This is a genomic window from Actinobacillus capsulatus DSM 19761, from assembly GCF_000374285.1.
Lineage (GTDB): Bacteria > Pseudomonadota > Gammaproteobacteria > Enterobacterales > Pasteurellaceae > Actinobacillus > Actinobacillus capsulatus.
In genome coordinates this window covers 39665-52435 of record NZ_KB893941.1, presented here as the reverse complement: position 1 = coordinate 52435, position 12771 = coordinate 39665, and the positions used below count along the sequence as shown (strand labels likewise).

The 12771-nt window shown below is 39.2% G+C and carries 18 protein-coding genes; 2 read left to right on the top strand and 16 right to left on the bottom strand.

What is annotated here, in order from left to right:
• Window positions 1–30 precede the first annotated feature (30 nt).
• The 5 genes from C228_RS0108835 to gap all read right to left on the bottom strand — a co-directional run bounded on the left by C228_RS0108835 (window position 31) and on the right by gap (window position 5333).
• Window positions 31–1371 (bottom strand): replication-associated recombination protein A, encoded by a 1341-nt coding sequence (locus C228_RS0108835; protein ID WP_018652270.1) that lies wholly within the window; start codon window positions 1369–1371, stop codon window positions 31–33.
• 10 nt (window positions 1372–1381) lie between these two features.
• On the bottom strand, window positions 1382–1870 hold the full coding sequence (gene mreD / locus C228_RS0108830) for a rod shape-determining protein MreD (protein WP_018652269.1): 489 nt from the start codon (window positions 1868–1870) through the stop codon (window positions 1382–1384).
• A complete protein-coding gene (gene mreC, locus C228_RS0108825; protein ID WP_018652268.1) occupies window positions 1870–2922 on the bottom strand; it encodes a rod shape-determining protein MreC in 1053 nt (350 codons plus the stop codon). The genes mreD and mreC overlap by 1 nt, the downstream gene beginning before the upstream one ends.
• A 104-nt stretch (window positions 2923–3026) precedes the next feature.
• Window positions 3027–4079 carry a rod shape-determining protein gene (locus C228_RS0108820; RefSeq protein ID WP_018652267.1) on the bottom strand — a complete coding sequence of 351 codons (1053 nt, stop codon included), beginning with the start codon at window positions 4077–4079 and terminating at the stop codon, window positions 3027–3029.
• Between the two features lie 249 nt (window positions 4080–4328).
• Window positions 4329–5333, bottom strand: coding sequence for a type I glyceraldehyde-3-phosphate dehydrogenase (gene gap / locus C228_RS0108815; RefSeq protein ID WP_018652266.1), 1005 nt, complete (start codon window positions 5331–5333; stop codon window positions 4329–4331).
• 222 nt (window positions 5334–5555) lie between these two features.
• Here gap and msrB point away from each other — a divergent pair, with 222 nt between their 5' ends.
• Window positions 5556–5951 (top strand): peptide-methionine (R)-S-oxide reductase MsrB, encoded by a 396-nt coding sequence (gene msrB / locus C228_RS0108810; protein ID WP_018652265.1) that lies wholly within the window; start codon window positions 5556–5558, stop codon window positions 5949–5951.
• A 122-nt stretch (window positions 5952–6073) separates the two neighbouring features.
• Here the strand turns inward: msrB and leuB are convergent, their stop codons facing one another.
• Window positions 6074–7156, bottom strand: a complete 1083-nt coding sequence (gene leuB / locus C228_RS0108805) for a 3-isopropylmalate dehydrogenase (RefSeq protein WP_018652264.1) — start codon at window positions 7154–7156, stop codon at window positions 6074–6076.
• A gap of 114 nt (window positions 7157–7270) precedes the next feature.
• On the opposite strand from leuB, the gene C228_RS0108800 reads away from it, so the two are divergent.
• Window positions 7271–7501, top strand: coding sequence for a YceK/YidQ family lipoprotein (locus tag C228_RS0108800; RefSeq protein WP_018652263.1), 231 nt, complete (start codon window positions 7271–7273; stop codon window positions 7499–7501).
• A 389-nt stretch (window positions 7502–7890) separates the two neighbouring features.
• Here C228_RS0108800 and C228_RS0108795 read toward each other — a convergent pair whose 3' ends face one another.
• The 10 genes from C228_RS0108795 to C228_RS14850 form a co-directional block, all read right to left on the bottom strand.
• Entirely contained in the window at window positions 7891–8358 is a 468-nt protein-coding gene (locus C228_RS0108795) for a hypothetical protein (RefSeq protein ID WP_018652262.1), read from the bottom strand.
• A gap of 261 nt (window positions 8359–8619) precedes the next feature.
• Window positions 8620–9501 (bottom strand): phage portal protein, encoded by an 882-nt coding sequence (locus tag C228_RS13550; RefSeq protein WP_281109868.1) that lies wholly within the window; start codon window positions 9499–9501, stop codon window positions 8620–8622.
• A 68-nt stretch (window positions 9502–9569) separates the two neighbouring features.
• The gene (locus tag C228_RS15005; protein WP_281109867.1) at window positions 9570–9851 is read right to left on the bottom strand and encodes a phage portal protein; all 282 of its coding nucleotides are present in this window, start codon (window positions 9849–9851) and stop codon (window positions 9570–9572) included.
• Window positions 9848–10000 carry a hypothetical protein gene (locus C228_RS14475; RefSeq protein ID WP_026313256.1) on the bottom strand — a complete coding sequence of 51 codons (153 nt, stop codon included), beginning with the start codon at window positions 9998–10000 and terminating at the stop codon, window positions 9848–9850. Before C228_RS14475 ends, C228_RS15005 begins: the two co-directional genes overlap by 4 nt.
• Before the next feature lie 143 nt (window positions 10001–10143).
• Window positions 10144–10614, bottom strand: a complete 471-nt coding sequence (locus C228_RS0108775) for a lysozyme (protein ID WP_018652259.1) — start codon at window positions 10612–10614, stop codon at window positions 10144–10146.
• A 48-nt stretch (window positions 10615–10662) separates the two neighbouring features.
• The gene (locus C228_RS0108770) at window positions 10663–11067 is read right to left on the bottom strand and encodes a hypothetical protein (protein WP_018652258.1); all 405 of its coding nucleotides are present in this window, start codon (window positions 11065–11067) and stop codon (window positions 10663–10665) included.
• Window positions 11068–11114: 47 nt separating this feature from the next.
• A complete protein-coding gene (locus C228_RS13545; protein WP_018652257.1) occupies window positions 11115–11981 on the bottom strand; it encodes a terminase TerL endonuclease subunit in 867 nt (288 codons plus the stop codon).
• A gap of 70 nt (window positions 11982–12051) precedes the next feature.
• The gene (gene lysC, locus C228_RS15190) at window positions 12052–12336 is read right to left on the bottom strand and encodes an Rz1-like lysis system protein LysC (protein ID WP_039771093.1); all 285 of its coding nucleotides are present in this window, start codon (window positions 12334–12336) and stop codon (window positions 12052–12054) included.
• On the bottom strand, window positions 12230–12601 hold the full coding sequence (locus C228_RS0108760; protein WP_026313254.1) for a DUF2570 family protein: 372 nt from the start codon (window positions 12599–12601) through the stop codon (window positions 12230–12232). Before C228_RS0108760 ends, lysC begins: the two co-directional genes overlap by 107 nt.
• Window positions 12602–12615: 14 nt before the next feature.
• Window positions 12616–12756, bottom strand: a complete 141-nt coding sequence (locus C228_RS14850) for a lysozyme (RefSeq protein ID WP_018652254.1) — start codon at window positions 12754–12756, stop codon at window positions 12616–12618.
• Window positions 12757–12771 lie beyond the last annotated feature (15 nt).

The following is a 12771-nucleotide window of genomic DNA, read 5'->3' as shown; positions in this document are numbered from 1 at the left end:
GCTAAAATTTTGCAAAAAAATTCAAAAATCTTACCGCTTATAACGTTGTTGTGTGCTTACTGCATCTTGTGCTTTTAGCCATAATATTTTTTCTTTTATTTGTTTTTCCATACCTCTTTCTGTCGGATGGTAAAACTGCGTATCTTTCAGTTCCGGCGGAAAATAATTCTCACCGGCGGCATAAGCGTTCGGCTCATGATGTGCATAGCGATATTCTGCACCATAGCCCAAAGACTTCATTAGTTTCGTTGGCGCATTGCGTAAATGCTCCGGTACATCATAATCCTTCGCTTCTCTGGCTAACTGCTTCGCTTCATTAAAAGCGTTATATACCGCATTACTTTTAGGTGCAACCGCCAAATAAATAATGGCTTGAGCGATTGCTCTTTCTCCTTCATAAGCACCGACTCGGGTATAACAATCCCAAGCATTAATCGCAATTTGCATTGCCCTCGGGTCTGCATTACCGATATCTTCAGAAGCAATGGCCAGTAATCTACGCGCAACATATAAAGGATCGCCTCCCACCGTTAAAATTCTAGCATACCAATATAATGCTCCATCCGGTGAAGAACCTCTTACCGATTTATGTAATGCGGAAATCAGATCATAAAAACGATCGCCGCCTTTATCAAAACGAGCCTGGCGTTCACCCAATACTTCCGTAAGCAGCGCTTTATTTAAAATTTTGCCTTGTGCCCCCTGTTCCGCCATATCTGACATGAGCTCTAAACAATTTAATGCATAACGCCCATCACCATTTACATAATCAGCTAATAACGTTAAAACATCGTCTTCCAGCACAAAAGATTCATTGCCTAGCCCACGCTCTTTATCAAATAACGCATTTTGCAAAATTTGGTGAATTTCGACCGCTTGTAATGGTTTTAAAATATAAATTCTGACTCGAGAAAGTAGCGCATTATTTAATTCAAAGGAAGGGTTTTCTGTGGTGGCACCAATAAAAATAATCGTCCCATCTTCGATATGTGGCAGAAACGCATCCTGCTGGCTTTTATTAAAACGATGAACCTCATCTACAAATAATAAAGTTCGTCTACCTGTTTGGCGATTCAATTTTGCGCGTTCAATCGCTTCTCTAATCTCTTTTACACCACAGGTAACCGCCGAAAGGCGCTCGACTTCCGCATCAAAATGGTGTGCAATAATTTCAGCTAACGTAGTTTTGCCGGTACCCGGGGGGCCCCAGAAGATCATAGAATGTGAATGTCCTGCTTCAATGGCACGGCGTAGCGGTTTTCCTTCTCCTATTAGATGGGACTGCCCTATGTATTCCGCCAGAGTGCGCGGACGCATTCTGGCCGGTAAAGGACGAAAGTCTTCATAAAAATCAAAAGATAAGCTGCTCATTATTATCTCTTTAACGGAGTCCTAACTGGCGACGAATATGACGCATTAATAAGAAAATCCATGGCCATAAAATACCGCTAATAATTGCTCCTAGGACTTCTTGCGAATTAAATTCCGCACTATGTAATACTAATTCGACAAAATAAATTAAGAAACGAATAGCAACCACATATAGCATCACTAAAATAGCCTGTAACCATAATGAAAGATTACGTAGTATTAAGTGATATTTCGCCACAAAATAAATTGCAATAGACAGTACTAACGCATGAATGCCTAAAATAGAACCTAATACTAGATCCCAAACGATACCAGCCACAAATGCAGTTCCAACACTGACTTTATTTGGTAAGGCTAATGCCCAATAAACAAGTACCAGAACTACCCAGTTAGGTCTTAGCCCTTGAAAACCGATAGGCCAAGGCATGATCTCTAATACGAAAGCAATCATAAAAATCGAGATTAATACCAAAATTTGAAAAATTGGATTTGCTCGCATTATTCCGCTCCTTGCTCAATATGGTGGTTCTCATCATTATCAATTTCCGGCTGTGAAGCTGGGTTTACCGGTTCATCACTATTCTCCAGAATTTCTTCTTTTGGCTGTTCCTCTCGAATTTGCTCTTTTTTATTTTTCTTCAGCAAATCTAACGGATTTAAGCTATTACGACGTTCTTCAACGACTTCTCGTACTTGTTGTGGAGACAGACTCTGTGCTTTGCGTAACTCTTCGCCTGTCGGCCACAATAATAATAAATAACGTAAACGGTCAAAAGAGGCCAGTGGGCGCGCAACAATACGCGCAAATTGGCTTTGGGTATCATTTTTAACCGCCTCCACAATCGCAACCGGATAGCCCTCAGGGAAACGTCCGCCTAAACCGGAAGTAACCAATACATCACCTTTAATAACATCTACCGAACGAGGTAAATTATCAATAAATAACTCGTCATTATGCCCTGTGCCATTTGCGATACCACGCACATCATTACGCAGTACTTGCACCGGTACAGCATGAGTCACGTCCGTGATTAATAAAACTCGGCTACTATTTTCTCCAACTGAGATTACTTGGCCAACCACACCACGCTCATCAATAATTGGCTGTCCAACAAATGCGCCGTCACTTTTACCACGATTGATAATCACCTGCTGGCGATAAGCATCCATTTCCGCCGTAAGTACTTCGGTGATCTTCTTATATTCATCTTGACGAAGCGGAGAACTTAACAATAAGCGCAAACGTTGATTCTCAACTTTTAGCTGATCCAGTAATAAAAGATCTGCATTTTTCTCACGTAATTGTTCTTTTAAAGCTCGGTTCTCTAATTGTAGCTTGCTGTTATCAATAAAATTATTACTTACACCGTCAAGCACCGAACGAGGTGTATTAGAAAAATAGTATAGACCGCCAATGGCAGTTTCAAGCATATTTCGAAATTGGATTAGCGCACTATTACGTCCGTCAAAGGCAATTAACGCTATAGAGATAATGATTGCGAGAAATAGGCGAGTACCTAGTGAAGGGGCTTTAGCAAAAATTGGTTTCATTGTTAAATTTTTAAATGAAATTAAGGTGAGCTGATAATGAACAATGGATAATGAACACTCCCGTCATTATCCATTATGATCGTTCATATCAATTAAAAGCGGAATTAGTCATCGCTACTAAATACATCACCACCGTGCATATCGATCATATCTAGTGCTTTACCGCCACCACGAGCCACACAAGTTAATGGATCTTCCGCAACAATCACTGTAACGCCCGTTGCATTAGAAAGTAATACATCTAAGTTTTGTAATAATGCACCGCCACCAGTTAATACCATACCACGTTCGAAAATGTCAGCTGCTAATTCAGGCGGACATTGCTCTAATACTGATTTAACTGCTTCTACGATACCGTTTAATGGTTGCTCAATCGCTTCTAAAACGTGTTTAGAATCTAATTCGAAAGTACGAGGCGCACCTTCTGCAAGATTATGGCCGTGAACTTCCATCGTACGAGCTTCATCTTCGTCACGAATAATTGCCATTGCAATCTCTTTCTTAATACGTTCGGCTGTCGCTTCACCGATTGCCGAACCAAAATGGCGACGTACATATGCAACAATCGCTTCATCTAATTTATCGCCACCGATACGAACAGAAGTTGAAAATACGATACCGTTTAACGAAAGTACCGCAACTTCCGTTGTACCACCACCGATATCGATAATCATTGAACCTGTTGCTTCATGTACAGGTAAACCTGCACCAATCGCTGCAGCCATTGGTTCTTCGATTAAATATACTTCACGTGCGCCAGCACCAATTGCCGATTCTTTAATTGCTCTACGCTCAACCTGTGTCGCACCAGCCGGCACACAAACTAATACACGAGGGCTTGGACGCATAAAGTTATTGCTATGCACCTGTTTAATAAAATGTTGTAACATCTTTTCTGTTACGAAGAAATCTGCGATAACCCCATCTTTCATCGGACGGATCGCTGTAATGCTTTTTGGCGTACGACCTAACATTAATTTCGCATCTGTACCTACTGCCGCAATACTTTTTAAAGAGCCAATACGATCTTGACGCACTGCTACAACAGAAGGCTGATCAAGCACAATTCCCTGACCTTTTACATAAACTAAGGTATTTGCTGTCCCGAGATCGATAGACAGATCATTAGAAAACAATCCTAGAAATTTTTTAAACATATAAAGTGATCCATTAAATGAATGTGGTGATTTTGCAAGTATAAAAATAATGCTCGCGTAAAGGAGCAAAAAATATCTGATAAATATAACAAAAAAGCCTACCAAACTTCAATGACTAATTTTCCTGAATAATAAAACTGCTTAGTTTTTAACTTAATTTATACACGAATAATAAACTCTGAGTGACTAAAAACAAAAACGCCACTCTTAAACTAAGAGTGGCGTTAACAAAAATTAAACTAACGAAGATTAGCCTTTGTAGTTATAAACGTGAGCTACTAAGTCTAATACTTTGTTTGAATAACCAGTTTCGTTATCGTACCAAGATACTAATTTAACGAAAGTATCTGTTAATGCGATACCTGCAGCTGCATCGAATACTGAAGTTTCAGTTGCACCGTTGAAGTCTGTAGATACTACCGCATCTTCTGTGTAACCTAAAACGCCTTTCATTTCATTTTCTGAAGCACGTTTGATTTCTGCACAGATTTCTTCGTATGTCGCAGGTTTTTCTAAGTTAACAGTTAAGTCAACAACAGAAACGTTTGCTGTTGGAACACGGAAAGACATACCGGTTAATTTACCGTTTAATGCTGGTAATACTTTACCTACTGCTTTCGCTGCACCTGTTGATGAAGGAATGATGTTTTGTGAAGCACCACGACCACCACGCCAGTCTTTAGCTGATGGACCGTCTACAGTTTTTTGTGTCGCAGTTGTTGCGTGAACTGTAGTCATTAAGCCTTCTTTGATACCGAATTTATTGTGGATTACTTTAGCTAATGGTGCTAAGCAGTTAGTTGTACAAGAAGCGTTAGAAACGATATCTTGACCTGCATACGCATCGAAGTTTACACCGTTAACGAACATAGGAGTTGCATCTTTAGATGGACCAGTTAATACAACTTTTTTCGCACCTGCAGTAATGTGTTTACGTGCTGTAGCGTCATCTAAGAATAAACCTGTTGCTTCAACTGCGATATCAACACCGATTTCATCCCATTTTAAGTTAGCTGGATCACGTTCAGCTGTTACGCGGATTGCTTTACCGTTAACAACTAATTGACCATCTTTAACTTCAACAGTACCATTGAAACGGCCGTGAGTTGAGTCGTATTTTAACATATATGCCATATAATCAACGTCGATTAAGTCGTTGATACCTACAACTTCGATATCATCACGAAGTTGAGCTGCACGGAACACGATACGACCGATACGACCGAAGCCGTTAATACCAATTTTAATTGCCATAGATTTTTCTACCTATATTAAAGTTAAACAAAATTGTTCTTCTAATGCTTTAAGAAGTGCCTGAATTATAGCACATACTCCAGTATGACTTACAACTAAAAGAACCGAAACAAATATAACAGATAAATTTTTTGTGATCTATGTCAAAATTTTAAAATTTGTAACGCTAAAGTGGTAAAAAAACGCTAGAATTGGAGAGAAATTTCTATATTAGGAGTGAAGATGATTAAAGATATTGATGAACTAACGGAAGAACAAGTTGAGATTCTGATTAATCATGGGACAGAAATGCCATTTACTGGTAAATTCTTACATGAGGAGCGTATTGGAACCTACCGTTGTGCTCGCTGCCACAATGCACTATTCCGTTCTGATACTAAATTTGATGCTGGTTGTGGGTGGCCGAGTTTCTATGAAGCCGTTTCAGACGATGCATTACGTTATTTAGATGATTACAGTTTAGGTCGCCATCGTACCGAAATTCGTTGTGGCAACTGCGATTCGCATATGGGGCACGTATTTAATGATGGGCCTCCGCCGACAGGTTTACGTTTCTGCTTAAACTCTATCGCTCTCAACTTTAAATGGGATGAAACAGGTGAAGAAATTGATGGTTAATTAATTTTATAAATTAAATATCATTTTCTAAGTTAGACATACGATAAACGGTCGAAATTTGAAAGAAATTTGCAAAAATCCTTCAGATTTCGACCGCTTGTTTATAATAAATAATCAGCTATTTACGCTAAAATATTTCTCGCAATAATATCACCCATTTCACTGGTAGAAACCGGTGCGTTTTCGTCCGCTAAATCACCGGTACGATAACCATCCGCTAACGCTTTTTGAATCGCTGCTTCAATCGCGTCCGCCGCTTCATTTAAATTAAAGCTGTAACGTAACATCATCGCTGCCGATAAAATTTGTGCGATTGGGTTAGCAATATTTTTACCCGCGATATCTGGTGCTGAACCGCCCGCCGGTTCATATAAACCGAAACCGTCTTCATTTAAACTTGCAGACGGAAGCATTCCCATTGAACCGGTAATCATTGCCGCTTCATCCGAAATAATATCACCAAAAATATTCGAGCATAATAAAATATCAAACGTCTCCGGTGCTTTGATTAATTGCATTGTCGCATTATCAATATACATATGCTCAAGCGTTACTTCCGGATATTCTTTTGCGATTTCGCTGACTATTTCACGCCATAAAATTGAGCTTTGTAATACGTTTGCTTTATCAATAGATGTCACTTTTTTGTTACGTTTCATTGCAGATTCAAAAGCAACGCGCGCAATACGTTCAATCTCATACTTATAATACACTTCCGTGTCAAATGCTTTAGTTTGCGAACCTTCACCTTCACGCCCTTTTGGCTGACCGAAATAAATCCCACCGGTTAACTCACGTACCACAACCATATCAAAGCCTTTCGCTGCAATATCCGCACGTAATGGACAGAATTTCTCTAAACCTTTATATAAAGTAGCAGGACGTAAATTACAGAATAATTTGAAATGTTTACGTAATGGAAGTAATGAGCCACGCTCAGGCTGCTCATCCGGCGGTAAATTTACCCATTTAGGTCCACCTACTGAGCCAAACAGAATCGCATCCGCATCTTCACAGCCCTTTAAAGTATTTTCTGGTAGTGCTTTACCTTGCGCATCAATTGCCGCTCCACCGATATTAAAATGATTAAAATTTAATTTAAAACCGAATTTTTGTTGTGTTGCTTCAAGCACTTTGATCGCTTGAGCCATAATTTCAGGGCCAATACCATCACCTGCTAAAACCGCAATGTTATAAGTTTGCATATAAAATCCTCTTATTATTATGAATCAAGATTAAATATTTTACCTTAAAATTTAACCTGTCGGGTGGGAATTTATCAAATTTAAGCTAGAATAATCAGCAATTAGAGGAACAATATGAAGAGATTATTTTTAAAACTGATCGCTGTTGTAATTTTTAGCCAAAATTTGACCGCTTGCGGCACAATAATCAGCCTTACCGAAGGCAATTACTCCGTTTATGCCGGTGTCAGCAAAGATTTCAAAGCCATCCAAAGAGGAGGAATCTTAAGTATTCCGGCCGTGGTTGATTTACCGCTAAGTTTTATCCTAGATACCTTAATGCTGCCTGTAACGCTAAGCCAATAAAAACAATGTCGACACATTTATTTTTCATTAAGGGCTCATCAACTTTTTAGAGCTTATTGTGTGTTGAATCAACGTTTTAAGCCTTAATTCAAGTCATGTAAAAGGAATCAATACTAATAATAAAACCACTGTATAAAATTTATATTTTTTATTATTTTTTCTATATATTAGAAAAATGCTGTTCCACTTGCCCCATTGTCCCACCAATTTTAACTTATTGATAAATAAGAAAAATAATACTTTTTAGTGGAATAAATCATCTTTCCGTTTTGTTCCACTACTCCCCAAACTTTGGCTCACGTCTACTTTTTGTGCGTTTTTCCCTGTTTTTAGGAAAAATATCTAAAAAACATTGTTTATAAAAAAGCATTTTATACACTTGTTTTAATTTACAGTATATAAAATACTTTAGAGCAAGTGGGCGGATTTTGACAAAATTTTCTAATCGTCCGTTTCTTCCAGCTTGTAAACAACGTAACAAAACGGCGGCTTTTATCCAACATTTTGGCATTTACTAACGCTCTAATCGCTACCTCTTTTACTCTCCCTGCATTTACCTTGTTTAATACGTGTAGAAAAATAAAAAATGCTCTTTCAGTGCAAAATGTTCGTCTTCCGGAAAATAATAAGCCCGCTACATCTCGGCTAAATATAGGGATTGTGTTTTCTATATCGCCTTTACCGTTTAATTTTATTTTGGTGAATTCGGTATGCTGTGCCCAAAATAACCAACTATTAAAATTATCTATAATCGTCGTTTCTTCCTTGCTACGAGTATCAAAAACAGAAGCCCAACTATTAATAGCTTCTCTATTTTCTTCTTCACTCCAACCAGTTAAATGACTGGTTAATTGCAAGGCAATTTCCAGTGTTGTAAAATTATTTACAGCACATTGTCATTGCCCATTAGCTTCATGGAGTAAACGCTCAAGCCATAAATTCAAATAATACTTAAAAGTCGGCTTAATCTGCTTTTTATTCGCAATAATAAAGCTAAACCGTTCTCTCCCCAAGCTCCCATAATGTTCGGTTACTTGTTTATTTAAATGGTCTGCGTGCGCTTTTGCGTTTGGCAAACCGCGCCATTCTCACGCCTCTTCCATTGGGATATTTAACAATCAAACGAGACTACCGGCTTGAATGTTTCCTCCGTTTGTTTTTTTATTTGATACTTGTTGTGCAGCATTTACGCTAACTAGCATTTCATCTAACCCTTCTACTGGATTCATATCCTCTAACTGGCGTGCTTCGTTTCTCGACATCCAACCATCTGTAATAGCATTGTGATAGAACGTCGCACGTTCGCCAGCGGTTCCACACATAATGCCTGCGAGATTAAACTTGACGAAATAGCCTGCTTTACGCTCTGCAGTCGTGAAAATTTTGCGGTTTAGCTCTTGTTCCCAATTTACCACCCACGGCATTACGCTATAACGGATAAATTGAATGGTTTGTTCGCTGATATTGGAAAAAGTGGCTTTTTCCAAATCGTTAATCATATGTGCGGGTACGTTAAAAATTCCTGCAATTTCAGAACGGTTTAGCTTCATCATTGAGAGTAACTCAGTATCGACCGGCGAAACTGTCAATGCTCGATAATCAAGCTCACCAGGGAGTAAAATCGTTTTATTTTCTTCACTTCTTAGCTTATCTTGAGCTTGTTGCCACATTCTTTTGAAGTTTTCCCAAGCGTTGCTATTTAATGGCGTTTTTACCGATAAAATCCCCGCCGGGCGTGCGTTGTTACCAAAGAAACCGCTAGCAAATTTGCGAGCATCTAACCCTAAGCCGATTGTTTCGGCGTGTGTTTGAATGACCGATTTGCCCATTTTGATGTTTGTGCCAAGGGCTTTGATGTGGATCATATCATCGGGCGAAATGCTCAATGTTTTGTCATCGTCGTAGTAGGCATAAATGTAACGACTGCCATTTTTCAGCAGTTGCACCTTCCACGGCTCTAACGATTCAAGCGATTGCACCGTACCGTTATGATTACGCACAATGTGAATATACGCATTGCCGTAAGCAACACCGCACTTTGGGCGTATTCACTCATTTTGTAGGATGTTTACCAAAAATTCGGGCTATCGTGTAGCAAATAATAGGCTGGGTGATCTTTTGCTACTTCCACCTTATCGCCATCTTTGCGTTTAACGTGCAGCGGTAATTGAGCGAGTGAGCTTGATAGAACATAGACACAGGCGTAAACCGCCGCTAATTTCATAGCCAAATCCGGGCTAACAACTTTAGTAGGCTGCGTGCCAAACAATTCTTCATAAGCAGATTCACTACTTAGCGGAACGGATGGATTTTCAAGTGAACGTGTTGCAAAAAGTTTGTCAAAAATCATCGTTTCCACCCTGCACTAAATAAGGCATACAGTAACAAGAGTACACCACTTGTCATTAGGGTTATCGCTTCACCAAATTGAAGATAACAGCCGTAGCAGAGGGCAGAAAAGCCACTGATGCCGATAATGTCGGTTAGGAGAGTCTTCATTATTACTTCCATTTTATGCTCCTTTCCCAATAGCTCATTTGCTACTGGGGAGGAGATTTAATCTATAAGATCTTCTTCTTTGTGTGTTTCAATAACACAGTCGCTCTCAGGATACGCCATACATAAACAAACAAATCCTCTTTTTATCTGTTCTTCTCTCTTCGACGTCGATTTGCTAATCCCTGTATAAATTTCCCACCAGACTTATTCCAAGCAAGCATTGCTTGAGCGGCAGCTTGACGGTTTCCTTGATTTAATTCCTTCAACACGGTAGATTTAGCAAAATTACCTTGACCAATATTGAAAACCAAACTCGCTAAAGCATCAAACTCATTTTGATTTAATGGCACCTTAACTAAACGATTTACTGCATTTGAAGCATCTGCCAAATCTGCCATAAATAGTTCTGTTTGCTGTTGCTCACTTATTTCCATTCCAGAATGGATAGGAACCCCATCTACAAATCCCGTATGAAATCCCGTATGCCCATATCCAATAGTCCATACTCCTCTTACATCTTGGTATGCTGATAAACGACTTGCTTCTGATTGCTGTAATTCGTGAATACCATCAAAGCTTACACTAGTAATATCAGCGTTATTTATACATCCCATAATATTCTCCAAAATAAAAAGCCACTCATTATTTATGAGTGGCTCTTGTTAATTAATATGCTTTTTCGTCAAATTCAACAAATAGTTAGATAAATCATCGCACTCTTTTTGCGATAGTATTGTGTTTTTTTGATATGAGAATTTATACCTCCGTTCATTAAAATCTTTTGCAAAGTCGTTATCTTCAAATATTTTTACTGTCGCATCACTGCCAAAGAGTTCTGTCATCAATGCAATATCATATTTTGATTCAATTACATTTTCGAACTCACTTCTTTTAACAAAATCCTGCTCTCTTTCTCTGTTAGTTTTCGCAGTCCATACCCCAGATTGAAAGCATTTTTCTGCATTTGTTGAGATAAAAATATATTGCTGGATTTGTTCATCACTTATCTGAATATTTTCCGCAAAAGCCAATATTGGTAAACTCACTAAAAGTAAGAATTTTTTCATAAACGCCTCCTTTTGTATCGTAATTGTACATTAAAGAAGCATTAATATTAAAGTTCTAGCACCTCATCAGGGAAGAAATCATCTTCCACGTTCAACATAATGCGACCGATAGCCATCATTAAAGCAACGGCGCCATCGATTTTATTTTCAGGAATTTCTTTAATCGGGCGCACCACATCATCATTACCTGGAACAGTTTTACCTACCACATTGCCAATACACCACGTCATAATTGGGTTGCCGTCGTGATGAAAACGACCCGATTCAATCGCCGCTTCCAGTTCTTTCATCGGGTCGGATAGGTTGGTGTAGTTTTGGGTAATGGTTATCGGGTTTAAGCCTTCGTCCGCCAAATTGTGGCTGATCGCAATCGCTCCGTGTGGGTCGATTGCCACGCAAGACACTCGGTGTTCTTGGTTGGTTGCCTTAATCACTTCTTCGATTTCTCGATAATCCACTTCCGCACCGTCGGTTGCGGTTAAATGTCCGCTGTTTACCCATTTTTGATATTTATCCACTACACGCTTTAAAGCGGTGTCAGTGTTGTAAACCGTATCTTCGGGAACGAAAAATTCAGGCGAAATGCAGTAATAATGCCGTTTTCCGTCAATAATGCGAGTAAACACTTTCACAAGTGAGTTCATATCCAGCTTGCGTGCCATATCTAGCCCAAGCACCACATCATCGCCTTGGAAATCTTCCAAACTTAGTGTGTCATCTTTGCAATTTTCCCAGCTAACCATATTGAAATAGCTTTCTTTTGCCGATACCCATACGTTCAAATGTTTGGTTTTGAAAGTGTTGGTTAGGCGTGCGTTGTTGATCGCCTTAGTTTGTTGGCTAATTAAGTAATCGCCATAGACGGAAACGTCAAAATTTGGGTTGGCTTTGCGGATACGCAAGTTATGTAGCATATAAAATACAAAAGGGAGCTATTACGCTCCCTCTTGTTGATTAACTTTAATGAGAAATTCAAACTAATTGCTATTTAAACCCAGCCTTTACCTGTGCTTGCCATTCTCTGATACTATTGATTTGATTAGCACATACATCTCGCTCTTTAATGACGACCATTAAATAATCAATAGAATCGGCGTAGGTTTTCCCATAAAATCCCGACCGCTCACACTGCACTAAATAAGCAGCTGGCGGATAAACGTAATTAGTTTTTGTCACTACCTTTTGTGTGCAACCGCTTAATGCTGTCGATAACAGCACTAGGCATAGCCACACCGCCACACGGCTCTTTGATAAGAACTGTTTTAACATTCTCACGCTCCGTTTCCATTTGTGCTTTTAATTCGCTTGCAATTTTTTGCTGATTTTCGACCGCTTGTTTTTCTGCTTCCAGTTGAGTTACCAACTCTTGGTTTACTACTTGCTGTTCTGCAATCAATGAATCCTTTGCTTTAACTTCGGCATTCAGAGCGTCAATCGTTGATGATTGATAAAGCGTCCAACCACCAAGAGCAACCACTACCAAGGCTAATCCACCAATCAGTAATCCCATTGACTTAGTAAATCCATCTAACATAAACACCACTAATCCTATAAGCCTGATAAACACAACGCTTTTTCTTTTTCTCGACGAATCACCAAACCTTTTAACTTGCGACCATCGGAATAAACCCAGCGAGAAAACTCATTACACACACCGTTCCAGTCATAAGCATTCGCCTTGCGGAACATAGAAGAACGAGATAA